General features: G+C 38.9%; 29 protein-coding genes. 6 read left to right on the top strand and 23 right to left on the bottom strand.

Annotated elements, in window-relative coordinates:
• The first annotated feature begins 327 nt into the window (after positions 1–327).
• Both dsbB and CXF76_RS06855 read left to right on the top strand, forming a co-directional pair.
• Complete coding sequence (gene dsbB / locus CXF76_RS06860; RefSeq protein WP_007584117.1) at positions 328–846, top strand: disulfide bond formation protein DsbB; 519 nt, start codon at positions 328–330, stop codon at positions 844–846.
• 1 nt (position 847) lies between these two features.
• On the top strand, positions 848–1,150 hold the full coding sequence (locus CXF76_RS06855) for a DUF6170 family protein (RefSeq protein ID WP_010553884.1): 303 nt from the start codon (positions 848–850) through the stop codon (positions 1,148–1,150).
• A gap of 24 nt (positions 1,151–1,174) precedes the next feature.
• On the opposite strand, the gene CXF76_RS06850 is transcribed toward CXF76_RS06855, so the two are convergent.
• Positions 1,175–1,471, bottom strand: coding sequence for a ComEA family DNA-binding protein (locus tag CXF76_RS06850; RefSeq protein WP_024608155.1), 297 nt, complete (start codon positions 1,469–1,471; stop codon positions 1,175–1,177).
• Positions 1,472–1,784: 313 nt separating this feature from the next.
• Here CXF76_RS06850 and CXF76_RS06845 point away from each other — a divergent pair, with 313 nt between their 5' ends.
• On the top strand, positions 1,785–2,102 hold the full coding sequence (locus tag CXF76_RS06845) for a YebG family protein (protein WP_007584105.1): 318 nt from the start codon (positions 1,785–1,787) through the stop codon (positions 2,100–2,102).
• Between the two features lie 275 nt (positions 2,103–2,377).
• Here the strand turns inward: CXF76_RS06845 and putP are convergent, their stop codons facing one another.
• Positions 2,378–3,856, bottom strand: coding sequence for a sodium/proline symporter PutP (gene putP, locus CXF76_RS06840; RefSeq protein ID WP_101163321.1), 1,479 nt, complete (start codon positions 3,854–3,856; stop codon positions 2,378–2,380).
• A gap of 332 nt (positions 3,857–4,188) precedes the next feature.
• On the opposite strand from putP, the gene CXF76_RS06835 reads away from it, so the two are divergent.
• Positions 4,189–5,415 carry an EAL and HDOD domain-containing protein gene (locus CXF76_RS06835; protein ID WP_101163320.1) on the top strand — a complete coding sequence of 409 codons (1,227 nt, stop codon included), beginning with the start codon at positions 4,189–4,191 and terminating at the stop codon, positions 5,413–5,415.
• Between the two features lie 62 nt (positions 5,416–5,477).
• Here CXF76_RS06835 and CXF76_RS06830 read toward each other — a convergent pair whose 3' ends face one another.
• From CXF76_RS06830 to ccmA, 10 genes are read right to left on the bottom strand one after another with little or no spacing between them, the layout of a single operon-like run.
• Positions 5,478–6,209, bottom strand: coding sequence for an MlaA family lipoprotein (locus CXF76_RS06830; protein WP_007585858.1), 732 nt, complete (start codon positions 6,207–6,209; stop codon positions 5,478–5,480).
• Between the two features lie 9 nt (positions 6,210–6,218).
• Positions 6,219–7,472: a c-type cytochrome biogenesis protein CcmI gene (ccmI, locus tag CXF76_RS06825; protein ID WP_101163319.1), complete on the bottom strand. Its 1,254-nt coding sequence runs from the start codon at positions 7,470–7,472 to the stop codon at positions 6,219–6,221.
• Entirely contained in the window at positions 7,473–7,934 is a 462-nt protein-coding gene (locus tag CXF76_RS06820; protein WP_024589930.1) for a cytochrome c-type biogenesis protein, read from the bottom strand. It abuts the gene before it with no gap.
• Entirely contained in the window at positions 7,934–8,503 is a 570-nt protein-coding gene (locus CXF76_RS06815; protein ID WP_024589931.1) for a redoxin family protein, read from the bottom strand. The genes CXF76_RS06820 and CXF76_RS06815 overlap by 1 nt, the downstream gene beginning before the upstream one ends.
• Positions 8,500–10,470: a heme lyase CcmF/NrfE family subunit gene (locus tag CXF76_RS06810; RefSeq protein WP_024589932.1), complete on the bottom strand. Its 1,971-nt coding sequence runs from the start codon at positions 10,468–10,470 to the stop codon at positions 8,500–8,502. Before CXF76_RS06810 ends, CXF76_RS06815 begins: the two co-directional genes overlap by 4 nt.
• Positions 10,471–10,472: 2 nt before the next feature.
• The gene (ccmE, locus tag CXF76_RS06805; protein WP_007585848.1) at positions 10,473–10,952 is read right to left on the bottom strand and encodes a cytochrome c maturation protein CcmE; all 480 of its coding nucleotides are present in this window, start codon (positions 10,950–10,952) and stop codon (positions 10,473–10,475) included.
• On the bottom strand, positions 10,949–11,152 hold the full coding sequence (gene ccmD, locus CXF76_RS06800; RefSeq protein ID WP_101163318.1) for a heme exporter protein CcmD: 204 nt from the start codon (positions 11,150–11,152) through the stop codon (positions 10,949–10,951). Before ccmD ends, ccmE begins: the two co-directional genes overlap by 4 nt.
• A 2-nt stretch (positions 11,153–11,154) precedes the next feature.
• Positions 11,155–11,892 carry a heme ABC transporter permease gene (locus tag CXF76_RS06795; RefSeq protein ID WP_007585844.1) on the bottom strand — a complete coding sequence of 246 codons (738 nt, stop codon included), beginning with the start codon at positions 11,890–11,892 and terminating at the stop codon, positions 11,155–11,157.
• Positions 11,892–12,578, bottom strand: a complete 687-nt coding sequence (ccmB, locus tag CXF76_RS06790; RefSeq protein ID WP_024608159.1) for a heme exporter protein CcmB — start codon at positions 12,576–12,578, stop codon at positions 11,892–11,894. Before ccmB ends, CXF76_RS06795 begins: the two co-directional genes overlap by 1 nt.
• Positions 12,578–13,198 (bottom strand): cytochrome c biogenesis heme-transporting ATPase CcmA, encoded by a 621-nt coding sequence (gene ccmA / locus CXF76_RS06785; RefSeq protein ID WP_076915509.1) that lies wholly within the window; start codon positions 13,196–13,198, stop codon positions 12,578–12,580. Before ccmA ends, ccmB begins: the two co-directional genes overlap by 1 nt.
• Positions 13,199–13,311: 113 nt before the next feature.
• Here ccmA and fliK point away from each other — a divergent pair, with 113 nt between their 5' ends.
• Together fliK and CXF76_RS06775 are read left to right on the top strand one after the other, a co-directional pair.
• Positions 13,312–15,777: a flagellar hook-length control protein FliK gene (gene fliK / locus CXF76_RS06780; protein WP_101163317.1), complete on the top strand. Its 2,466-nt coding sequence runs from the start codon at positions 13,312–13,314 to the stop codon at positions 15,775–15,777.
• 2 nt (positions 15,778–15,779) lie between these two features.
• Positions 15,780–16,088: an EscU/YscU/HrcU family type III secretion system export apparatus switch protein gene (locus CXF76_RS06775; RefSeq protein WP_024589934.1), complete on the top strand. Its 309-nt coding sequence runs from the start codon at positions 15,780–15,782 to the stop codon at positions 16,086–16,088.
• 31 nt (positions 16,089–16,119) lie between these two features.
• Here CXF76_RS06775 and CXF76_RS06770 read toward each other — a convergent pair whose 3' ends face one another.
• The 11 genes from CXF76_RS06770 to CXF76_RS06720 are packed head-to-tail and all read right to left on the bottom strand — an operon-like array spanning position 16,120 to position 25,733.
• Positions 16,120–16,521 (bottom strand): DUF2802 domain-containing protein, encoded by a 402-nt coding sequence (locus CXF76_RS06770; protein WP_007585829.1) that lies wholly within the window; start codon positions 16,519–16,521, stop codon positions 16,120–16,122.
• A gap of 17 nt (positions 16,522–16,538) precedes the next feature.
• A complete protein-coding gene (locus CXF76_RS06765; protein WP_002959294.1) occupies positions 16,539–17,036 on the bottom strand; it encodes a chemotaxis protein CheW in 498 nt (165 codons plus the stop codon).
• A 24-nt stretch (positions 17,037–17,060) separates the two neighbouring features.
• Complete coding sequence (locus CXF76_RS06760) at positions 17,061–17,855, bottom strand: chemotaxis protein CheW (protein ID WP_010553893.1); 795 nt, start codon at positions 17,853–17,855, stop codon at positions 17,061–17,063.
• 3 nt (positions 17,856–17,858) lie between these two features.
• Positions 17,859–18,629, bottom strand: a complete 771-nt coding sequence (locus tag CXF76_RS06755) for a ParA family protein (protein ID WP_007585827.1) — start codon at positions 18,627–18,629, stop codon at positions 17,859–17,861.
• A 12-nt stretch (positions 18,630–18,641) separates the two neighbouring features.
• On the bottom strand, positions 18,642–19,601 hold the full coding sequence (locus CXF76_RS06750) for a flagellar motor protein MotB (protein ID WP_007585826.1): 960 nt from the start codon (positions 19,599–19,601) through the stop codon (positions 18,642–18,644).
• A 1-nt stretch (position 19,602) separates the two neighbouring features.
• A complete protein-coding gene (locus CXF76_RS06745) occupies positions 19,603–20,367 on the bottom strand; it encodes a flagellar motor protein (protein WP_007585825.1) in 765 nt (254 codons plus the stop codon).
• Entirely contained in the window at positions 20,360–21,526 is a 1,167-nt protein-coding gene (locus CXF76_RS06740) for a protein-glutamate methylesterase/protein-glutamine glutaminase (RefSeq protein ID WP_024608162.1), read from the bottom strand. The genes CXF76_RS06745 and CXF76_RS06740 overlap by 8 nt, the downstream gene beginning before the upstream one ends.
• Positions 21,527–21,584: 58 nt before the next feature.
• Positions 21,585–23,792 (bottom strand): chemotaxis protein CheA, encoded by a 2,208-nt coding sequence (locus tag CXF76_RS06735; RefSeq protein ID WP_101163316.1) that lies wholly within the window; start codon positions 23,790–23,792, stop codon positions 21,585–21,587.
• Between the two features lie 15 nt (positions 23,793–23,807).
• Positions 23,808–24,581: a protein phosphatase CheZ gene (locus tag CXF76_RS06730; RefSeq protein ID WP_007585814.1), complete on the bottom strand. Its 774-nt coding sequence runs from the start codon at positions 24,579–24,581 to the stop codon at positions 23,808–23,810.
• A 17-nt stretch (positions 24,582–24,598) separates the two neighbouring features.
• Positions 24,599–24,982, bottom strand: coding sequence for a chemotaxis response regulator CheY (cheY, locus tag CXF76_RS06725; RefSeq protein WP_008132609.1), 384 nt, complete (start codon positions 24,980–24,982; stop codon positions 24,599–24,601).
• A 40-nt stretch (positions 24,983–25,022) separates the two neighbouring features.
• On the bottom strand, positions 25,023–25,733 hold the full coding sequence (locus CXF76_RS06720) for an RNA polymerase sigma factor FliA (protein ID WP_007585810.1): 711 nt from the start codon (positions 25,731–25,733) through the stop codon (positions 25,023–25,025).
• Positions 25,734–25,741 lie beyond the last annotated feature (8 nt).

Here is a 25,741-nt window from a genome sequence, read left to right as displayed (position 1 = left end):
GGTGTTTTTTATTTACACCATACCTAGCTGAATCAACTTAATACACATAAGTACATTAAAAAGGAACACCTATGCAACAGAGCGCTCTAACTGCAACTTTAAAGAATTTTTTAGGCAATGCACCAATGTTGTATAAGTAAGCGATATAACTAAGCTTATGTATCGATGGGAACTAATAGAACATCATTTAGCCTCTGCTGAGGCTGCATTGAGTGGTCAATAATTTCATCTTATAAAAAGCGACTTCGGTAGCTTTTTTTTCCTTTTTGTTGCCGCATACATTATCCTAGGTCATAATCTAACGTCTTATTTAAACGCGGAATTTTTATGAACTGGCTTGCGCAATTACCCACCCAACGTACCCCGTGGCTTTTATTTACAGCTATCGTTTTTTTACTTGAAGTGACCGCCCTTTTCTTTCAATACCAAATGGGATTGGCGCCTTGCATAATGTGCATATATCAACGTACAGCCGTACTGGGTCTATTAGGCGCAGGAATTGTAGGTTCGACTAAACCACAGAGCAAAGCAGTTCGTATATTAGCGTATGTAATTTGGGGTGTATCGAGTGTTTGGGGATATTTAATTGCTCGCGAGCATATTGATATGCAAACCACCACAGACCCTTTTGCATTTAGCTGTGAGTTTGAACCAAACTTCCCGTCGTTTATGCCGTTACATGAATGGATACCTAGCTTTTTTCAGGCGACCGGGGATTGTGGAAATATAGATTGGCAATTTGTTGGTTTGAGCATGCCTGCTTGGATGGAAATTATATTTGGGATTTTCTCACTAACACTATTTATTATAGTTATTGGCCGTTTATTAATTAAAAAGTCGATTTGATATGTTTACATTTTTTTCAAGCCAATTAGATGAGCTTAAACACCTAAAGGTACGCAAGCGTCAGGACGTAATAGCACTTTCTTTAAGTATGTTATCGCCAACTGATAAAGTGTTACTGCGTATTATTAAATTAATATTACTAAGTCCACTATTTTTAATATTCACGGTATTTAAAGGTTGGATATTAATCCCGTTTTTGATACTCGGCGGACTTTGCTACCCACTTTTAACAACACCTATTGAAATCAACTTTGCTAAAAAACACTTAAGCGATGCATTAAAACAATTTAATCAGGGCGCATAGCGCCCTGATTGTTATCTACTGCTATTAAAGTGAAATTTTCCCCTCTAATTTGGCTAATAGTTTTTTACCAATTCCTTTAACTTGCGATAAATCACTAACGCTTTTAAATTCGCCGTTTTCTTCACGGTAATCCACAATTGCCTGCGCTTTTTTCTTACCTATACCTGGTAGCTTAGCAAGCATCTCTGCATCAGCATTATTTATACTAATTGTCTCAACTTGAGGCATTTGCTTAGTTACTTCCGATAGTTGTGCATATACGGTAGTTGCAGGTAGTAAGCATAATAAGCTTATTATGAATAAATTTTTTAACGTTTTCATCAAACTTGTCCCTATTCTTCTTTTCTTAATTTTGAATGTTGCTCAGGAAAACCAAAAAGTAAGGAACTGAAAAGCTCATCATTTAAAGTGTACCTAAACGCATTATCACTATGATCCGAAATCCTGAAAATGCAGCTGGTACAACAAGTGATTGCTTAACTAAAGTAAAGTTACCGTTTTTTGTCAAATTTAAGACACCTAAAAATTAATACTTCGCGCTTGCAAATTTACGCCCAAACCATTACTGTACATAAAAACAGTAATCTAATGGTTTTTACAAACCACGGTGCCAAGCAATTTTGCAGGAGAAATCATGGCTGTTGTTGTTAAATATGTTGTAGAACGAAACGGAGTCGAGCGTATGACGTTTACTACCAAAAAAGAAGCTGATGCTTATGACAAGATGCTCGATATAGCAGAATCACTTGAGCTAATGCTAGAAAAGGTAGACGTACCGCTTAGTGAGCAACAAATTGAATCACTTGCTTTAGAAATAGCGAAAAGCAAAGATGACTTTATGACCATATTAAAGGGCGGCAAAGATCCAGTTGTTACCAAAGCGCCAGCAAAAAGTAAAAAGTCAGATAACGTTGCATCAATTGAAGATAACAACGATAAAAAAGCAAGTTAACTCGTAGATTGTCCTCTCCTCGGACGGGACAAACTAAATAAAAAAGGGAGCAACTTAGTTGCTCCCTTTTTTATTATACCAATTCGCTTAATTAAGTGATCTATTTTGAGGGTGGAAAAACGTGTTGATAGCTAGGCAAAAAATTTGATATTTAGTTGTTCTAAATGATAATTTTTTAACGCCGGTAGCAACACGTTTAGCACCGCAAAATGATTAAGTATTATCGCGGATTGGTATTACTTACTACTCATTTTAAAATGAATAGTAATTGCTATTTAAAGCTCTTTTTCTACTTCATCAAATAAAGCAGTGATGTTTTGCTCTGGCTCTTTTGTTACTAAGCTAACAACAACAATTGCGATACTCGCTAAAATAAAGCCAGGTACTATTTCATACATAAAGCTACTTAAACTTTCACCATTAATAGTAAACGGACCATAAATCCAAACAAGCACTGTAAACGCACCTACTAACATACCAGATAAGGCGCCAGCAAAATTCATACGTTTCCAATAAAGGCTAAACAATACAAGTGGTCCAAAAGCAGCACCAAAGCCTGCCCATGCATTACTTACTAGGTCTAAAATAGAGCTATCTCTATCGTACGCTAAATAAATTGCAAACAGGGCAACAAATGCAACGCTAATTCGACCAACAGAAACTAATTCAAAGTCGCTAGCATCTTTACGTAAAAATGTTTTATATAAATCTTCAGTCAATGAACTTGAGCTTACTAGCAATTGCGATGAGATAGTACTCATGATAGCAGCCAAAATTGCAGCTAGTAAAAAGCCAGCAATAAGTGGGTGGAACAATAACTCAGAAAGAATTAGGAAAATCGTTTCAGGATCTTCAACTACAATATTATTTTCATAAGTATAAGCAGCACCAAATATACCAGTACCAACAGCACCAAGGGCAGCAACAATCATCCATGTCATACCAATACGGCGAGCTTTAGGCATATCCTTAACACTACGTACCGACATAAAACGAACGATGATATGTGGTTGACCAAAATAACCTAAACCCCATGCCATTGCAGAAATAATACCTAATGCAGAGCCTGCTCCAATCCAGTTAAGCATATCTGGATTTACACTATGTAAAGTAGATTCTAGAGGTTGTTCAAGTAAAGAGTATGCAACGGTAGGCACTAGAATCAGCGCGATGAACATAATACAACCTTGCACGAAATCAGTTAAGCTAACCGCTAAAAAACCACCAAACAAAGTGTATAAAACAACGACACCCGTTGTAATGTATAAACCCACTTCATAACTTAAACCAAATGAGCTTTCAAACAATTTTCCGCCGGCTACAACACCAGATGACGTGTAAAGAGTAAAGAAGACTATAATCACAACAGCAGATACAACACGTAATAAGTTTGACTTATCATTGAAGCGGTTTGAGAAGTAATCTGGGATTGTTATAGAGTCATTTGCTTTTTCAGTGTACACACGTAATCTAGGTGCAACTAACAGGTAATTTAACCAAGCACCAATCACCAAACCAATTGCTATCCATGTACTACTAAAACCAGTAACAAACATCGCACCAGGTAGGCCCATTAAAATCCAGCCACTCATGTCAGATGCACCTGCAGATAGTGCAGCAACACTTGGTGATAGATTTCGTCCACCTAACATGTAACCTGATACATCGCCAGTAGATTGCTTATATGCATATAGTCCGATACCTAACATTACAACAAAATATAATGCTAGTGAAATAATCATTCCTGTTTCCAAATTAGCCTCCGCATAATTATTAATAACAGGCTCTTGATCCGAATATTGACTCTTAAAATATTATAATAAAGACACTATTAGGATAAAAACCATTCTCGCTGACTATATCATGCCTAACAATAAAATCTCCAACTTGTTGCTTCCAGCTGATACAAAAATACTCATGTTGAATAATTTTAAAGCGAATTGGTAAAATATAATAAATTAAATAGAAGAAACACCTTAATTTATAATGATAATTTATTAATCATGCAAATATACGTAATGCTATTTTGAATCTTTTGCCATATATTATTACAATACCCAATTACATCACTCTTACGGAACTGTTTATGTATTTTTACGCTGCACGTCAACCGATTTTAGATAGAGATAAAAAACTTATCGGTTATGAGCTTTTATTTCGTGATGGCGTTGATAACGTATTTCCCGATATAGATGGTGACGAAGCAACAACACGACTTATAGAGGGTAGCCAGTTTAATTTTGGTTTAGAAGATTTAACCGACAATAAACCTGCTTATATAAACTTCACCCTAGAAACACTATCAAAGGGTTACCCTACACTACTAGGTAAAGACACTATAGTTGTAGAAATACTTGAAACTATCCAGCCTGGTAAGCGTTTATTAGCTATCGTTAAAGATTTAAAAGATAAAGGTTACACTATTGCTCTTGATGACTACATTCATCAACCTGTATGGCGTCATTTTTACCCATTTATTGATATTATTAAAATAGACTTTTTAGCATCCGATATAGATACAATAAAAACGGTTCTAAACGATTTAAAACCGCACTCACATATTAAGTTACTTGCCGAAAAAGTAGAAACCTATGAAATTTACCAACAAGCTTTAGAGCTTGGGTTTGATTATTTCCAAGGATTTTTCTTCTCAAAACCTGAAATGGTACAAAGTAAGGCTCTACCACCATCAGAAATGGCATTAGCTGAATTACTTTACGAAACATCAAGTGTTGATATGGATCTTAAGAAAATCACTGATGTGTTTGAACGTGATGTAAACCTATCTTATAAATTACTTAGGTATTCAAATTCTGCCGCATTTGCAAGACGCGCAGAAATAAGTACCATTAAGCAAGCTCTTATAGTGCTTGGCGCCAACGAAATTAAAAAGCTATTGTCACTACTGTTTGCAGCACAAGTATCAGCAGATAAACCTGTAGAGCTAATAAGGCTATCGCTTACGCGCGCTCGATTTGCTGAATTGCTCGCTATATCCCATGGGCAGTTTAAAGATACCGGCATGGCATTTTTAACCGGTATGATGTCGCTAATGGATGCTATTTTAGATGAGAGTATGGAAAGCGTCATGAAAAAGCTTCCACTTTCTAATGATATAAAAGCAGCGCTATTAAACGATGAAGGCTTGCTAGCAAAATATTTAAACTTAGTTAAATACTACGAGCAAGCAAACTGGTCAGATGCAAACGAACTAACGAAAGAGCTAAACCTAGGAGAAAAAGTTCCCGATGCCTATCATGAAGCGCTAGCTTGGGTTAATGAACAAATGCAGTTAGTAGTGAACGAAAAATAAATATATAAACAGCAAATAAAAACGCCAGCATTTAGCTGGCGTTTTTGTGAGTGGCTTTTCAATTATAAACTTTCTAAAAAGTCTTCATCAAAATCAGCTGGCTCTTCTTTTATAGGTGGGTTGCCATCGTACAGCTCATAAATTTGACGCTGGAAGTAAATATCTTTTACAAATAAGTACGGATCAAGTGAATCATTTAATAACCCTTCTTGTGGGATTAATGATGCACGCGCCTCAACTGCTTTTAAAACAAACACTAGAATAGTTTGTGGAGTCGTTAGCGCAACTTCAGGCAATACAAAGTTGTCGACTACATCACCGGTCAGGTTACGTGCTGTTGTAGGACCCATGCCAGGTAGCATTAAATAAGCGCCATCACCCACGCCCCATACACCTAACGTTTGTCCAAAGTCTTCATCTACAATTTCAAGACCAAGTGAACTGGCAACATCAAAAATACCAAAAATACCAACCGTAGAGTTAACTAAAAAACGCGCTAAGCTCACACTTGCATTACCCGGCTTACCTTGCAAACCCGCATTAATCATATCGACAGGTGCTGTAATATTACCTGTGAAATTAACAATACCATTTCTTACCGGTACAGGCGTTACTTCAACATAACCTACAGCAACTGGGCGCAATAAATAAGCATCCAGTACATCCATATTAAAGTCGTATAACGGACGATTAATACTTTGCAGCGGATCTCTGTCATCTACTTTGCTTTGTGGTACTTGAGCACACCCGGCTAGTATCAATAAACATAAAAAAGTAAAACTGTGTTTTAACATCTAACGTCCTTAAGGTATTAATGTATCAATTTGAAGTTGGTAGTCACTTACACTTTCACGCTTTAACGACTCTGAATGACCTTCTAGCTCACCAGAACTTGGCATAACCGAGTCATCTATAGAAATACGCGCCGAAATAATAATATTTTCTGCACTAGATAAGTTAAGCCCTGCAACCATTGCACTACTATCACTCAACTCAACTGTAATTGGAAATGAATAATTAGCGAGTTTAACAGCAGCTAATGGCATTGGCGAACCACTTGCTGCTTTTGCAAATATAAACAAGATACCGTCTTTTGGCTGTTTATCTATAAGCTCTTTTGCAATGTCGACTGTAACTGCAATAGCACCTGTTGTAGTAGTAACTGGCATAACAGAGCCTTCCGTTTGCATTTGCTTCTCTATATCAGCGATACGCTCAGAGATCATGCTATAACGAGAATCATTTTTTTCCATACTCGCAAGTAAAACTTCAAATGCAGCTTTGGCTTGAGGCCAATCTTTACGCTCATAAGCAATGAGTGCTAATAAGGAAATTGCATCTAAATTGGTAGGCTCAACTTTTAGTACTTTTGAGAGCATACCTGCCGCACGAGTCATATTAGCTTCGCTGCCTTCTAGTAATAAAACTTGGCTATAACTAATAAGTACCTGCATATTATCAGGATTCATACGAAGTGCTTTATCAAATGACTGCTGCGCCATGTCAAATTCATTAAGCGACATAGCAACTCGTCCAAGTAGCATCCAAGCGACTTCGTCATCACCTGAGCGGCTAAGCTTTGTACGAAGTGCCAATGCAAAAGCCTGCAGCTCATTTTGGCTAAGCGGCTCACCTTTTTGCATTACAGCACGCTCGCCGTAATCAGCTAAATTATCCATTGCATCATGCCAAGCCGAAATTTGCTGCTGGCTACCCGTTAAACCATAAAAAACACCTGTTAGAGCAAGAACAAATGCGCCACCAGTTAAAGCAAAAATACGATTATTACCTTTGCTGTTTAGTGATTTTTCTGGTGATAACTCATTCAATAAACGGCGTTTTAATTCAATAATTGATTCTGCATGATTTACGGTATCAATACGCTGATTATCTAAATCGGTTTGTAAATCAACTAAACGCTGCTCATAAATGCTAATTAGCTCAGCATTGGCGTTATGAGTAATTGTTTGAACGCGCTCTTTTTTTAAAAAAGGCAACATCACAAACCCAAGAGCAACCAGTGTGAGTAAAGCAAAACACGCCCACATTAAAATCATTTAACTTTGCTCCTGACGTTTATTTTGTTCAATTAGCTTCGTTAACAGCATTTCGTCGTCACTGCTCCACGTTTGTTTTACTGATGCTTTTCGCTGGCGAATAACAATAAAACCAAAGCCGACTATGACAATTAATACAGGTAATACCCAAAGTACTAAAGTCGCTGGTGTAACTGGTGGGTCGTAATGAACAAAATAGCCAAAGCGGTCAATCATGTAATCAATCACTTCGTCTTTGCTCTTACCTTCTTTAACCAATACGAGCACTTTATCGCGCAAGTCTTTAGCAACAACAGCGTCAGAATCCGCAATGTTTTGATTTTGACACTTAGGACATCGCAGCTCTTTAGTTAGCTCTTCAAACAATATTGCTTGTTTGTTGTTATCAAATTGATAGCGATCTTGCTCTGCAAACGCACTGATGCTTACAAAAAGGCTAAGCGTAAGTAGTAACCATTTCATTATTTAAGCTCCTGCATAATTGGCGCAAATTTGGCTCGCCATACTCGCGGGTTTATATCGCCCGTGTGATGCAACAAAATAGTGCCGTTTTTATCGACTAAAAATGTTTCAGGCGCACCCGAAACACCTAAATCCAACGACAAAGTACGATGTAAATCCAAGATATTAAATTGATATGGGTCACCCGCACGTTGTAGCATATCGCTCACTTCACTGCGAAGTGATTGCATATCAAAAGGGCCATCAAAGTCAGCGTCGTAACCTTGTACGTAATAAAGCCCAATAATTTTAACGCCTTGCTCACGTAACTTAGTTAAATAACCAAGTTCAACTAAACATGTTGGGCACCAAGTACCCCATACATTTAGTAAGTAAACTTCGCCTTTTAAAGACTCGTTAGTCCACGGCTTATTGTCTTGCATTAAATCAGGTAGATTAAATGCTGGCATTTCTTGACCTAACCGACCCGTTTGAATTTCACGAGGATTAGCAAAAAGGCCTTGGTATAAAAATACACACACAAAAGCAAATACTAAAAGCGGCGCAATAGCTAAAATTTTACGGTTCATAAAACATTCTCCGATGCAGCTCTACGCGCTGTTTTAGCTGATGTACGGTAGCGTTTATCAAATAAAATCATAAATCCAGCTAGGGAAATAAGCACACCACCAATCCACATCCAACGAACAAACGGTTTATGATAAATGCGAAGTGACCATGCACCTTGGCTCAACTGCTCACCTAACGCTAAGTATAAATCACGTGTAAAGCCTGCATCTATTGCCGCCTCGGTCATAAACTGCATACCAATATCATACTTACGCTTTTCGGCGTGTAAGCGTGTTACTAGCTCATTGTTTTTAAGCACCGATACAACACCAGCATGACCACTGTAGTTCGGCCCGCGAATAGTTTTAACACCATCAAAGCGGTATTCATACTCGTTAAGCTGAACTGTGTCGCCTTGTTTCATCGATACGTCACGCTCAACTGAATATGCTGATGTAAGCGTTACACCTGCAATAACAAACGAAATACCAATATGCCCAAGCACCATAGCCCAGTAACTTACACCTAAGCGTTTTAAACCTTCTTTTAAGGTGCCGTGTACAGCAGATTTAGTATAAATGTCGATCCCAGTTGATATTGCAATCCAAACCGCAAGCGTAGTGGCTAGTAGCGTAAGTGGTTTTACTAAATCGTAACTTGAAAACAACCAAGCACAGGTAATCACTACACTGGCTAATACGCCCATTAATATTTTGTTTTGTAAGAAAGCCCATTTATTTTGCTTCCAGCGTAAAAATGGCCCTATCCCCATCAAAATAGCAAACGGCACTAAAATTATTGCAAACATCTTATTAAAAAACGGTTCGCCAATAGAAATACTGCCCAAGCCCATTTCTTTATGAACCATAGGTAATAACGTACCCAGCAATACGATTAATGTAGCAACTACTAAAAATATATTATTGAGCCATAACGCCACTTCGCGTGATACAAACTTGTATCGACCTTCACTATGTACTTGCGATACACGCAGTGCATATAACGCTAAGCCACCACCTACAACGATGCCTAAAAAGGCGAGTATAAATAAGCCTCTATCAGGGTCTGTTGCAAAAGCATGTACCGATACAATAATACCCGAGCGCACAATAAATGTGCCTAATAAGCTCAATGAAAATGCTGCTATAGCAAGTAATACGGTCCACGATTTAAACACACCGCGTTTTTCAGTTACGCTTAACGAGTGCAGTAATGCAGTTGCAACAAGCCATGGCATTAATGATGCGTTTTCTACTGGATCCCAAAACCACCAGCCACCCCAGCCAAGTTCTGAGTATGCCCACCAGCTACCAATTGTAATACCTAGTGTTAAAAAGCCCCACGCAGTCATTGTCCAAGGACGTGACCATTTAGCCCACGTGTTATCAAGCTTGCCAGTTAATAGCGCAGCAATAGCAAAAGAGAAAGCAACTGATAGCCCTACATAACCCATGTAGAGTAATGGCGGGTGAATAATCATGCCCGGATCTTGAAGCAACGGATTTAAATCACGCCCTTCTACCGGGAAATAAGGAAGTAGGCGCTCAAACGGGCTTGAAAGTAGTAAGGTGTACATCATAAAACCTACACCTAAAAAACCAAGTACGCCCAATACTCGGGCACGTAGCACCCAAGGGAGTGATTTAGAACGCGCAGCAACAACGGCAGTCCAACCAGCTTGCATTACTAACCACAGTAAAATAGCGCCTTCATGGCCGCCCCATGTGGAGGTGATTTTGTAATACCAAGGCAGTGTGCTACTTGAATGATATGCCACATACGATACGGTAAAATCATCCGTTACACTGGCGTAAATAAGTGCTGCAAAAGAGATTAAAACAAAAGCGAATTGCCCAATTGCTAAAGAGGGAGCTGCACGCATTAATCGAAGATTACCGGTATGCGCGCCCCAAAGAGGAAAAATACACAGTAAAACGCTTAGCACCATGGCAAGCGTTAAAGAAAAATAACCAATTTCTGGGATCATAGCTAATTACCACTATCTAAGTTGTATTTTGGTTTTTCGTGCTTAATACCTTTAACTGCCTCTGCAACTTCTGCTGGCATATATTCTTCGTCATGCTTTGCAAGCACTTCAAATGCTTCAATAACATTAGGTTCGATTAATACGCCCTGCGCTACAATGCCTTGCCCCTCACGAAACAAGTCTGGCAATATGCCTTGATAACGCACGGTCACTAATGGACCTGTATCAATTAGCTTAAAGCTTACTTGTAAGCTCTGTTCATTACGCTCAACCGTGCCTGGCACAACCATGCCACCAATACGTAGCTTTTGGCCAATGAATGGTTTTTCTTTATTAGGCCCTTTGCCATCAATAAGTTCGCTTGGCGTATAAAAAAGATTAATATTTTCTTGAAGTGCATAAAGCACTAAACCAATTGATCCACCAATACCAAACAGTACGGCAATAATTACCAATAGGCGCTTTTTACGTCTTGGATTCATGAGGCTTGTTCCTGTTTAGTTTTTTTAATTCGCGCTTCACGTATTATTTGTTGCTCAACTGAAGCCATAATACGTTTGGTATCTCTTAAAGAGTTCACTAAAATACCGAGTAAAATAAGAGCGCATGTACCAAAAGAAAGCCAGATATAAAACCCATAGCCTCCCATTGCAATAAAATCAGAAAAAGAGTCAAACTGCATAATTACCCCTTATTTAACAACAAACGCACCCACGGTCGGTGCTTTTCGCGTTGTAAAATTTCATTTTTAAGACGAATTAAAGTCACTGTTCCTACAAAAGCAGCAAAGGCTAAAATATTAACCATAAGTGGCCAAAACATACTTGGGTCTATTGCTTTAGTGTCTAGTTTTGTAATGCTTGCGCCTTGGTGTAGCGTATTCCACCACTCAACTGAGTAATGAATAATAGGTAAATTGATTACGCCCACAATCGCTAAAATGGAAGCCGCACGCCCTGCTGACTTCTTATCTTCAAATGCATGGTAAAGCGAAAGCACGCCAAGATATAAAAATAATAAAATAAGTTCAGACGTTAAACGCGCATCCCATACCCACCAAGCACCCCACATAGGTTTACCCCATGCAGCGCCAGTAATAAGCGCTATAGCTGTAATACAAGCACCAACAGGCGCTATAGCAATAACGGCAAGTTCGGCATTTCGTAGTTGCCATACAAGTGCAACAACAGCTGCAATAGCCATTGATGAGTAAGCCCCCATAGACAAAATGGCAGAAGGAACATGAATAAAAATGATACGGTAGCTGTCTTTTTGTTGGTAATCGGCAGGTGCAAAACCAAGCCCCCATACCCATCCAACAATCATACTAACTACAGTAACTACGGCAAAATAAGGCAGTAACGTATTGCATAACTGGTATGCACGCTCTGCTTTAGCATAGGGATGTAACCACTTCCACATTAACTTACACTCACTTTTAAAGCTGACGATATGGCAATTGGTGCGCTAATAATAGCAATAAGTAACATTGCACCAAGGATGGCAAGCTGCCCGCTATAATCCAGCGACATAGAGCTGGTATCGATAGCCGACGTTGCAAAAATCAAAACAGGAATATACAAAGGCAATACGAGTAAACTCATCAAAATACCCCCTTTTTGTAATCCCACAGTAAGCCCTGCGCCTATTGCGCCAATAAAGCTCAATAGTGGAGTGCCTAATAATAATGTTAAAACAGTCGCTGTTAACGCCGTACTTTCTAGGTTTAACAACAATGCAAATAGCGGCGTCATTAATACAAGCGGTAAACCTGTTACCACCCAGTGAGCAGCCACTTTAGCAAGTACGGTTAACGATAACGGGTAAGACGATGCAATTAACTGCTCCAATGAGCCATCATTAAAATCATCTCTAAACAGTTTATCCAAGCCCAGCATGGTAGAAAGTAATGCGGCAACCCAAATAATTCCCGGTGCCATTCTCGCTAGTAAACCAGGCTCAGGCCCGATTGCTAACGGAAATAATGAAATTACAATTAAGAAGAACAAAATAGGATTTACAATTTCAGCGCGCTGGCGAAACGCAAGTTTTACATCTTTGGTAAATACCGCACTAAATAGCAACCAATAAGAATGTTGACGAGTCATTAGTGACGATACTCCAGTGTAACCGTTTGCAAGTTACTAAAATGGGTCGTTAAGTCTTGGTGAGTCGTTAATAAAATAGCACCACCGCTTTGTAAGTGTTCAGTAAATCGCTGCTGCAAAAAAGCAACACCGCTTTTATCAAGCGCGGTAAATGGCTCATCAAGTACCCATAATTTAGAATCACTTAACCAAAGCCTAACCAAAGCTACACGTCTTTGTTGTCCAGCAGATAACATTCTAACCGGTACATCTTCAAGTCCAACAAGGCCAAGTTGCGCTAAAATGGGATACAAGTCAGGCTGATTTATGTAGCCATTAATTTGTAACCAATGACGAACATTTTCAACTGCACTAAGCTGAGTATTTACACCTGTTTTGTGGCCTATAAAGAGTAGCTCTCTGGCATACTCTTCGTAATACTTAGATATAGGCTGTTCTTGAAATAAAACAGCCCCTTCATCAGGCACAGAAAAGCCTGCGATAATACGCAATAGCGATGTTTTACCAGCCCCATTAGGACCCGCTAATTGCATGATTTGACCGCTATTAAGGCTAAAATTAAGATCCGCAAACAAACAACGATCTTGCTTGATGCAGGTGACGGACTTAATGTGTAACAAGATGACGATTCTCTCTGCCAAAAATTAGGCGTTAGTCTACCATAATGATAGGGTAATACGAATATTGCTTTAAAATCGATTCACTTAAAATAGAGAAAACTTGATTTAAAATAATGAATACGCCAACGCAAATAACATTATCTAATTCATTGGTTATCAATCAATCGACAAACCCTCAAACCAATGAGTTATCGCAATTACCTAATGAGGTACTTGCGGCTAAAAACATTCAATTTTCGAAAGACTCGATTACGCTTGATGTATTTATTGATAAACATTGGCAAACATTAAGACTTGGCACTACAAGCGCACCTCAAAATTTACAAAAGATAGCCAGTGCTAACATACAACTTAGTCCCGATGGCAAACAGCTCAACATCACGCCAAACACTACAACCCTTACTTTAAATCAACCAGTACAATTACAGCGTTTATTAAATTATGTAAGCACGGGCACTGAGGTACAAAGCAAACCAATGGATTTACAGGTGGTTATGTCCCCTACCCCAAAATTAGTAATTGATAAACTTAACGCCAGTATTGCCATAAATAAAGACGTAGCGCAGTTACTTTTAACTGAGCAGCCTTTAAAAGTAGTTGTTAGTACGACTAACAAAGGCGCACAGCTTAATGTTATTAATCGCTTTGCAGATACAATTCATACGCAACCACTTAGCCAAACTAAACTTACTAAATTACTCGTGGCCTTATTACCTAGTGCGCAACTTCAAGCAACACCTAAACTAGCTATTTTGACTCATCCTCAAAAGTCAGGTTCGTTTACAACGCCTATTACTAATCAACAAGTTAGTGAGCTACCCAACACCCCCATTAAGGTAAATTTAATAAATCAGGCTGATAAATTACTTATTAAAACCGATACTAATAATATAAAAGTAACTCTTAATAACTCATTTTCTAAACCGTTTAACGAGTTACTTTTAGCTCAAAAAAGCAGTGTCCCTGAAATACATTTTTCTGCGTCCACTATTAAAGCAAGCCCACTGCTTACACCTGATAGCCCAATAAAGTCGTGGCTACAAAATAGCTTTAGTGATTTAAAAACGCGAATTAATGATGCAGTTAAATATTTTGAAAGTAAGCCCTTTGCAGCAGCAAATAAATCTGAGTTAATGCCGCCGTCTGGATCATCTGCGATACAAAGGCCGAGCTTAGTTATGCAATTAACAGTATCACCGTTAAATAGAGTTAACATTACCCAAAATGTAAGTACTGCGTTAAATAGTAATACGAGCAATACTTTACCAGAGCACTTTTCAAGACTTCCGCCACTTGTACAATTAACTCAGCAAATAAAAGGAAGTGTTAGTGTTTGGCAATCATCTACAAATATAACAACAGCTAACACGCCAACGCCAACGCCAACGCTAAATAATATTACTCAAAATGGAGTGGCGAGCGCTAAGCCAAGTAATTTAAACGCGAGTCAATTGAGTGCTCTGAATATTAGTACTAACAGTAAAGTTGATACGTTAATTAAGCCTACAAGTGAAATTGTTACTAAAGGGCAAACAACGTCTTCAGTGCAACCAGTAATAAACGGCAACAATCAAAACAGTGCAAACTCAGCCTCGATTAAAAACATGCTCCCATTAGCAGAGCCGTTATCTAATATTGCCTCTCGTAGTCAAATGCTACAACCAATAGAAGCAAAGCTATTAAGCACATTATTAAAGCTTCCTTATGCCATAATCCCTACGGATAGAGTAGCTGGTAACAAACAGCTTTTAAGTAGTCAAATTACTGACATTACAAATAGAGCAACAAAAGACACGCCCGATTTAACTCGCTTAATTAACCAAGCATTTAATCGCATGGTCTCAAGTAATAATGTTAACCCTGCGACCATACAGCGTGAAGTATTAGCCACCTTACAACCATCTCAATTAACGGGTGACATACTACAAAGTAGCTTCACTAAAGGACTTGAACAAGTTGCAGTGAGTATTTTAGCAGCCCCTATAATTAGCCAATCAGTAACACCGATAAGCTTTAATAACCAAACTGGCTTAGATGCACTTTTACAAGTACTCATACCTACTTTTAAAACAGGAAACGCGGGAGCAAAAATACTTGAGCAACTGCAGCAAGTTCAAGTTCAAGCATTGGCTAGCGAAATTGTACAAGTTAAAAACACATTTACCCAAGTAAGTGTTTCAACACCAAATCAGCAACCTGACACAAACCCGCTTGCACAATTTTTATTACCAATGAAATTGCCGCCTGAGGCCGCCCAAACAGAAATAACATTGGGGCAATATAAAAAGCCAAGCGCAGATAAATTAGAAGATAAAAATGTATGGTTTGTCAGGTTAAACTTTGATTATGCACAGATTGGGCAGTTACAGATTACCGCTGAGTTAATGGATAAAGCACTCGATTGCCAGCTATTAGCCTCGAGCCAAGAAGTAAGCGCAATTGCTCACCCTCACTTAGATAATTTAAGATCCAAACTAGCTAAGCACGGTTTACAAGTTGGAGAGCTCAACTTAAAGCGAGGCGATGCAAATAATCAGGCATTTTATAAATCTCATGCAATTATTAATATTAAGGTTTAGTAATGAGTGATACACCTATTAATAAGTCAGCCATTGGGCTTTTATACGAAGCTGGCAACACACCCACTGTAAGTGTAAAAGGGTTTGGTGAGTTAGCTGACGAAATAATTGCAGCGGCAAAATTAAAAGGAATTATGATCCACGAAGATGCTGCGCTTGCTAAAACGTTGTCGCATTTAAGCTTAGGGGAAGAAATCCCTAAAGAGCTTTATTATGTAATTGCAGAGCTTATTGCGTTTTCGTATGTATTAAGAGGTCAATTTCCGCCAGGCTGGCAAGACTTTCAAGGTAAGTTAAATATTAAAGCGTGAGATTATTTACACGCTTATAACTAAAAAGGCGCTAAGCGCCTTTTTGTTTATGTAGTGAAAACAGTAATTCGGCTTCTGCTCGCGGTAATTCGCATTCGCGTATCACCTCATCGAGGTCCGCACCTAACTCAACCATTTTTACTGCACGAGAGTAAATTTTAGCATCAGGGTCATCGTATTTCTGCGCAGCTTGTTGCTGTATCAAATCTTGATTTTGTTGCTCAACCTCAAGCACTCGCTTACCAATACTTAAAAGCCCTGTTCTAAGCTCTGAAATTTCACTTCGCAAAATATGAGTTTGCTCTGAGCTATCTTTAAGCTGCTGTAATACAGCATTAATTTCATTCACTTGTTTGTTTTTTAATGCAATTATTAGCGCAAGCGATATAAGACCTACCGCTAACGCTGATATAGCTATACTAAGTAACAGCATAATTTATTTGGTAAAGCTTATATATCGCTTAACTCATCCCATTCATCATCGCTGAGTAACTTGTTTAAATCGACTAAAATCAGTAGCTCATTATCACGATTACAAACGCCTTGAATAAACTTAGCACTTTCTTCAGTACCAACATTTGGTGCACTATCGATTTCAGAGCTGCGTAAATAAACGACTTCAGATACGCTGTCGGCTAAAATGCCGATAACTTGTTCTTCAGCTTCAATAATTAATATACGAGAATTATCGGTTGCATCAGCAGCTAACAAACCAAAACGTGCACGAGTATCAATAACAGTTACAACGTTACCGCGTAAGTTAATAATACCAATAACGTAAGAAGGTGCACCTGGTACAGGGGCTATCTCTGTATAACGAAGTATTTCTTGTACTTGCATTACATTTACGCCGTAGGTTTCTTCCTCTAGCTTAAACGTAACCCACTGTAAAATTTCATCATTATTATCTGCGTTTTTATTTGCTGACAGTAATTTATCTTGATTCATGCTATTACCCCGTAATGGTCATTACTACTGACGGCTATCTAAGCCTTTCTCTAATAATATATTTAAATTATCTACATCTATTAAAGCACACATTTTTTCTTTTATAACACCAGCAAGCCATGGGCGCTTACTTTTATTTGTACGCCATTTTACATCTTCTTTACTCAATGTAATGTTATTTATCAACTTTTCAGCTAATAAGCCCCACTGGCTATCACCTAAGGTAATTAAATACTGATAATCTAAAGACGCCTCTAATTTATCATCATACTTTTCTGGCATTACCCAACGAGCAGTATCAACAACATTAAGCTTTTCTTCTCTGTTGAGCATAACGCCTTTAAACCACTTTGGCTTACCAAATAAATGATTTACTTCACCTAGTTGATGTATACCGCCTAATGCTTTTAATGGCACAGCCAATGTTAAACCAGCAACTTCAAAAAATAATGCCTGAAATTCACCATCAAAATAGTCAGATTGGCTAGTGGTTATAATCTGAGGTTCTGGTTCTTCTGTAATCGTACTTATCGGCTCTATTACTTCATCGTCAATGGCTTTATTAACTTTTGCGGCTTCAAATATCGGTTCAACTATTGGCTTAATTTCAGAATTAAGTAAATCTTGATCAAATATTTTTTCTGCCGCTTTTATCTGTTCTTTTGGTTTTAAATGAATATGTTCTTGCTGCGAGTCGTGTGGCATTTGCTCAAGTAATTTTGCGACTGGCTCAAGGTTATCTACAGGCTCGTCTTCACATAACAAAGCCCCTAGGTATTGTTTCATTACTTTTTCATTAGCAAATAATTGCTTACTCATTCATTAACCTTGTTCAATTAAATATTCTAGCAGTGCTTTATATGCGTATACACCACGCGAACGAGGACAATACTCTACAGGCACTTTTTGCGCAAAGCTTGCATCTCTAAATTTAGTATCTACCGGTATCACACCTGGCCAGACTTTATCACCATATGTACTTTGCAGTGTTTTATATGCTTCTAACGATGCTTTAGTACGTTTATCATACATAGTAGGGATTATAGTATATTGATAATCTTTCGCTTGAGAGGTTTGCATTAATTCCATAGTGCGCATCATTCTATCAAGCCCTTTCAGTGCTAAAAATTCCGTTTGCACTGGCACTAAAATTCGCTCACTTGCTGCAAGCGCATTAACCATTAACACCCCTAAAACTGGGGGGCAATCTAAAATGGCATAATCGTAATGTTCACTGATTTTTGCAAGCGCTTTTTTTAGTATTAATCCCATACCTGTTTTATTACCCATGCTTCTATCAAGCGTGGCTATCGCCATTGTTGCGGGTAAAATATCTAGGTTTTCAAGTGTTGATGGGCATAAAGCTTGAAGTATCTCTTCACTTTGCATGCTCGTGCCACGCGCAAAAATATCATATACGCTGACTTCCAAATCTTCTGAGTCAATGCCAAAGTAATAAGTGAGTGATGCATGAGGGTCTGTATCAATAAGCAACACACGCTTACCCTGCAAAGCTAAAATACCAGCAAGGCTCACTGCTGTTGTTGTTTTACCAACACCACCTTTTTGATTTGCGACAGTCCAAATCTTCACATTACATCCTAATTACTGTTCATTGCGCGTTGTTATGCGAATACCACCATGAGGCAAACGAATTATTTTTATTGTATCGTCATCTGAAGGAAGCTCAATTTCAGGCTCTTCCGCTACTGGCTTAACGGCTTGTTCATCACCTTTAATGTCTTGTATTGGTGGTAAACCATACTTAGAAAGTGCAATAACAACTTTACGATTTTCTGCTCGCCCTTGTTCTGTATCGTTACTTACAAAAGGTGAATATTGACCATAACCTTCTATCGCCATTCTGGCAGAATTAATACCTAATGCTTCCAGCTCTACTAAAATAGATGTTGCTCTAGCAACCGAGAGTTCCCAATTTGAGCGAAATATTTCATTGCGAATACTTTCATCATCAGTATAGCCACGCACCCTAATATAGTTATCTACTGGAGCAATAATATCTTTAACAATTTTGACGACTTGCTTTGCCCTAGAGTGTGCAACTGAGCTACCACTTGAAAATAACATACCTGAGCTTAGCTCTATAATCAGCCAATCTTGATTAAGCTCTAAGCTGGCTTCTCCATCACGAATTTCATCAATAAGCGCTGACTGCAGCTTAGCAAGTAAGCTATCGAGTGGTTTTCCTAAATATTTTTGTTGTATGTTACTTGTATCACTTTGACCGTCGAGTAACTCTGGTCCTTGTTCTTCTTTTAAAATACTTTCACCATAAAGAACTTCTTGTTCAGGCGTCACTCTATCAGTCAATATTCCATTACCATTGACGCCCTCACCTTGCTGGGAGTGCTGGCGGGCAGATTTATCAAAAACGTGTTCAAGGGAGTCTGACAATATTTGAAATTGTTCTTCTTTGTTGATCGCTATCGCATATAGCACCACAAAAAAAGCAAACATAATGGTCATGTAATCGGCATACGATACAAGCCAACGCTCTGTATGTTGACTTTTAGGAGCAGAGTGACGCAGTCGTCGGCGTAGCATGTTATTCGTCCACTAAATTAGGACGCTCTACACGGTAGGCTTCAAGCTTTAATTCTATATTTACTGGGCTTTCGCCAACGCTTATTGCAATCACGCCTTCGGCAAGCATTTCATGGTAAAGCATTTTTTGCTCTACACGCTGTTTTAACTTATTTGCCATAGGTAAAAACAATAAATTAGCTAAACCAACACCATAAATAGTCGCGATAAATGCCGTTGCAACGCCTGCACCAAGCATTTGTGGATCGGTAATAAACGACATTGCCTGTATTAAACCAAGCACAGCACCTAAAATACCAATGGTAGGACTGTAGCCCCCCATCGCTTCATAAACACGTGCGGCTTCAAGCAAGCGATCGCGTTCTAGCAGTAAATCAATTTCAAGCGTGTCACGTAGTTTTTGCTCTGAGCAGCCATCTACAAGCAAGCTTAAACCTTTTGCTGCATATGCATCTGGGTGAGCTAGCGCTTCATTTTCAAGCGCTAAGTAACCTTCTTGACGTGCCTTATGAGACCATCGCTTAACTTGTTCTATTGCATCTTCAATATCATATTGTGGCGCAACAAAAACCCAAGAGCTCATATTTAGCATTTTTTTAAAGGTACTTGCTGATGTTTGCAACATAACAGCACCAAGCGTGCCGCCTAATACAATAATAAGGGCAGGACCATTAAATAAAGCAGAAACAACGCCGCCTTCTAAAGAGTAACCTAAACCTATTGCGCCCAGTGCTACAAATAGTCCAAATATTGAGAGTTTATCCACAACCTACCTCTCTCTTGATACGTGCTGCAACATCGCTTAATGCTAAGCTTTCACTCGAAAGCCCCGCATTAGCAATGGCTTGAGGCATTCCATAAACAACACAGCTTTTCTCATCCTGTGCCCAAATAGTTGCACCCGTTTGCTTTAACATTCTTGCACCGTCACGTCCATCAGCGCCCATGCCTGTTAAAACGATAGCAAGCACATCGCCTTGATACGTTTTTGCTGCACTGGCAAAAGTTACATCTACACTCGGTTTATAACTTATTCTCTCGCTATGATCTTCAAATACGCGCAGTGTTCTATTTGCACCACGCCCTTCTACCATCATCTGCTGTCCGCCAGGCGCTAGATAAGCCGTTCCTGGTTGTAAGCGGTCACCTTGTTGTGCTTCTTTCACTTTTATTTGGCACAGACCATTTAAGCGCGCTGCGAATGCAGGTGTAAAAGCAGCTGGCATATGCTGAATAAGTAAAATAGGGTGAGGGAAATTAGCTGGCAATTGAGTCAGTATAGTTTGTAGTGCAACAGGGCCACCTGTAGAAGTGCCAATAGCCACAAGCTGATATTGCTTTCCACTTGCTCGCATTGAGGCAACATTTGAACCTGACGATGTTGTAGGTGCTGCTCTTTTAAAGCTTCTATCGGGTTGTTTTATCGAAGGCGTTAGTGTGTTTGTTCTTTGCGAAAGTGAGCTTGTTATCGGTTTAGTTGATATTACTGGCTTAGGTGGTGTTGCAGATTTAAACGTTCGCGGTAAACGTCTTCGCCCTATATCTTTCACTTTATTTTGCAAAAGCTTTATAGCGTCTTCATTATTGCGAGCGATGTCTTCAAATTTTTTCGGTAAAAAATCCATTGCTCCAGCATCTAGCGCATCAAACGTTGCTGTTGCGCCATCACGTGTTAGTGATGAAAACATTAAGATAGGCGTTGGATTACTCGCCATTATCTCTTTAACTGCGCTAATACCATCAAGCACAGGCATTTCTACATCCATAGTGATCATATCTGGACGTAGCTGAGCTGCTTTTTCAACAGCTTCTCTGCCATTCACAGCAAAGCCTATAACTTGTATGTCGCTATCTTGTTCAAGAATTTCGCTTACTCTGCGGCGAAAAAAGCTTGAATCATCAACAACTAAAACTTTAACGGCCATTTAGCTCTCTTATTAAATTTATGCGTAGGTATATATTAAATATATACCTACTTTATTATTAGCCTGCGTAATGTTTTAACATGTTTGGAACGTCTAAAATCAGTGCAATGCCACCATCTGAAGTAATTGTAGCGCCTGCCATACCTGGGGTACCTTGTAGTAACGCATCAAGTGGTTTAATTACAACTTCTTCTTGGCCAATTAATGAGTCAACAACAAAACCAATTTGCTGCGTACCAATTTGCACAATAACTACATGGCCTTTTGCTTTTCGCTGTGAACGATCTGAGCCTTTAACTAACCAGTGCTCGAGGTAGAATAACGGTATTGCCTTTTTACGCACAATAATTGTTAATTGCCCATCAACCACATTTGTTTTCGTTAAATCTAAGTTGAATATTTCACTAACACCAGCAAGTGGTAACGCAAATGTTTGTGCGCCAACAATTACCATTAAGGTCGGTAATATGGCTAAGGTAAGTGGTACTTTTATCTCTAAAATGGTACCTACGCCTAACTCAGATTGAATACTTACAGAGCCGTTCAATTGGGTGATTTTAGTTTTCACCACATCCATTCCAACACCACGACCTGAAATATCAGATATCTCTTCTTTTGTTGAAAAGCCAGGTGCAAAAATGAGGTTGTATGCTTCAGTGTCAGAAAGTCGACTCGCTTGATCGTGGTCGAGTACGCCTTTACTAATTGCTATTTTTTTCAGTTTCTCAGCATCCATACCAGCGCCATCATCTTTAATGGTCAACAAAATATGGTCGCCTTCCTGAGACGCTGATAAAGTAACATTACCTGTTCTAGGCTTACCGGCAGCCTCACGAACAGCTGGCATTTCAATACCGTGGTCAACTGAGTTTCGAACTAAATGCACAAGCGGATCGGCTAGTGCTTCCACTAAGTTTTTATCTAAATCGGTTTCTTCACCTACAAGTTGTAAGTCAATGTCTTTGTTTAAGCTGCGTGCTAAATCGCGTACTACGCGAGGGAAACGACCAAATACCTTTTTAATTGGTTGCATTCGCGTTTGCATAACCGCGCCTTGAATATCAGCAGTCACTACATCTAAGTTAGAGATTGCTTTACCCATTGCTTCACTGTCTGAGTTAGTCGCTAAACTAACCAAACGATTTCGCACAAGTACTAACTCACCAACCATATTCATAATTTGGTCAAGTCGTTTTGTATCTACGCGAACTGTCGTCTCTGCTGCTGGTGGCGCTGATTTTTTAGGCGTTGCTGGCGCTGCTTTAGCAACCGGTTTTTCTACCGGTTTAGAAGCGGGTGCTTTTACAGGTTCTGGTTTTTTTACAGGCACACTCGCTTTTGCAGCTGGTTTAGCTGGGATATTGGGCTGTTTCACAGCTGGAGTGCTTTCTATTGATTTAGGTGCAGTGCCTTTACCATGAAGTTCATCAAGAAGCGCTTCAAATTCATCATCACTAATTTCATCATCTGATGAATTAGCAGTATTTGACGCTGGTTTAGCTGGTTCTACAGGTGCTTTAACTGCACTACTTTGCTCAGGTGCTTTACTCGCAACCTCACCAAAACTGCCAACTCCATGTAACTCGTCTAATAAGCTGTCAAATTCATCATCAGTAATATCACCATTAAAATCACTACTACTTGCTACTGGCTTTTCAACTGCAGGACCTTGTCCTTTACCGTGTAGTTCATCAAGTAAGTTTTCAAATTCATCTTCAGTGATTTCGTTTATTTCAGCATCACTAACCGAAGGAGTTCCGCTAAACATTTCATCAAATGCAAATGGATCTTCCTCATCAGCTATTGGCGTATCAACTACTTCATCAAGAGGTTGTTCAACGTCAGTTTCTGAAGCGACTCCGTTAAGCTCGGCTTCTGTTGGAGGTAGGCCCAAAATGTGGAGGGTTTGAAGTAACTCAGGATCTGCTGGTTCTGGCTTATCCCTATTTTGGATAGTCGCGAACATTTCATTAATGGTGTCGAGCGCTTGTAAAATAACATCCATTAACTCTGAATTGACCGTTCGCACGCCTTGACGTAGTAAATCAAATACGTTTTCAGCGCCGTGGCAAGCATCAACAAGTTCTGTCATAGCTAAAAAGCCTGCACCACCTTTTACAGTGTGAAAGCCTCTAAATATGGCATTTAGTAACTCGGTATCTTCTGGATTATTTTCCAGTTCAACTAACTGTTCAGATAAAAGCTCTAGGATTTCTCCTGCCTCTACAAGAAAGTCTTGTAAAATATCTTCATCGACTTCAAACATGCAGTTACTCTCCTCTTAGAAGCCCAAACTTGATAAAAGATCATCGACTTCATCTTGATCAGACACAACATCATTACGCGATTCTTTATCAATAATAGGGCCTTCAGGACCTGCTAAAGTTTGTGTGGCAACTGGTTCTTTTATTTTTTGTTGTTCTACTTTATTCGCTGTGTTGTCACTGTCATCTTGTTCAGCAAACGCTGTTAAAAGATGAAGTAAGCTTTCTTCTACTTCTCTAACAAGTTCTATAACACGGCGAATAACTTGACCTGTTAAGTCTTGATAGTCTTGAGCCATTAGTACATTTGTCATTAAGCTTTGAAGCTCATCCGTTTTATGATGAGAGTTATTCATAAACTTATCGATACTATGGCAAAGTTGTTTAAACTCACCAAGCTCAATCTCCCGGCTCATTAAACGATCCCATGTCGGTTTGATATGAGATATTTCATCTGCAAGTTGCTGAGCTATAGGTAAACTAGCCTCAACAGCATCCATTGTTTTATTAGCCGCATTTTCTGTCATTTCTATAACATAATTAAGCCGCTTTTTAGCATCTGGAATCGCATCTGTCGTTATGTTAGTTAAGCGAGTATCAAGCTCAAAGCTTTTAAGTGCTTCGTGCAGTTGACGAGTCAACTTCCCAACTTCAGCAAATAATTTAGACTGCTCTTGCGAAGCTGTCTCTAAAATCAACTGATTAGCTTTATCTTGCTCATCGTTTTCTAAATAAATGACGAGTTGACGAGCTTGTTCTAACGTTATTTGAGGCGCAGCTGGTGCTGACATAAGCCTCTCCCCCATCATTAGCCTAAGCGTTCAAATACTTTTTCTAATTTAGTTTTTAATGTTCCAGCCGTAAATGGCTTAACAATATAACCATTAACGCCAGCTTGTGCTGCAGCTATTATTTGTTCTTTTTTAGCCTCTGCCGTTACCATCAGTACAGGGATATGTTTTAACTTATCATCTGCACGAATTGCTCTTAAAAGGTCAATACCTTGCATTCCCGGCATATTCCAATCTGTAACCACAAAATCAAACACTTGATTTTGTAACATAGGCAAAGCTGTAGACCCGTCATCAGCTTCTTGAACGTTAGTGAAACCTAAGTCACGTAATAGGTTTTTTATAATTCGTCTCATCGTTGAAAAATCATCAACTACAAGAATTTTCATGTTTTTATCCAAAACATCCCCCAGTGAGGTATTAACCTTAGTTTACTTACTACTAGTTTATCCAGTCATTGATTTTAGCTTTAAGCTTAATCATCGCCTGACCATGTATCTGACTTACACGCGATTCGCTTACATCGAGTATATGTCCTATTTCTTTTAAATTCATTTCATCGTTATAGTATAAAGAAAGTACCATCGCATCACGCTCTGGTAATGACTTTATTGCATTTAGCAAAGACTCATTAAACCGATCATTTTTAACATTATTAAAAGGTTTGTCTAGCGCTAAATCTTGGCCTACGGGAGTAATAACATCCTCATCTACACCAAGGTCTTCTATGCCTAATACTTTACTGGTATTAACATCATTTAAAATATGATGGTACTCATTGAGTGAAATTTCAAGTTTTTCAGCAACTTCTGTATCTGTTGGTTCGCGATTCAGACTGCTTTCGAGCCCAGTAATTGCCTCTGCAACTTGTCGGCTTTTACGGTGTACTGAACGAGGAGCCCAATCACCACGGCGCATTTCATCAAGCATAGCCCCGCGAATACGAATACCGGCAAAGGTTTCAAAGCTTGCGCCTTTTGTTGCATCAAAGTTTTTTGAAGCTTCTATTAAACCTATCATTCCTGATTGAATTAAATCATCAAGCTGAACGCTAGGTGGTAATCGAGCAATTAGATGACATGCCACTTTTTTGACAAGTGATGCATGTTTCTCAACAATCACATTTAAGTTTTGTGTTGATTGATATCCCATAGCTCTAT

It is taken from the genome of Pseudoalteromonas sp. 78C3, from assembly GCF_002836695.1.
GTDB lineage: Bacteria > Pseudomonadota > Gammaproteobacteria > Enterobacterales > Alteromonadaceae > Pseudoalteromonas > Pseudoalteromonas arctica.
This window is presented reverse-complemented; position numbering and strand designations above follow the sequence as displayed.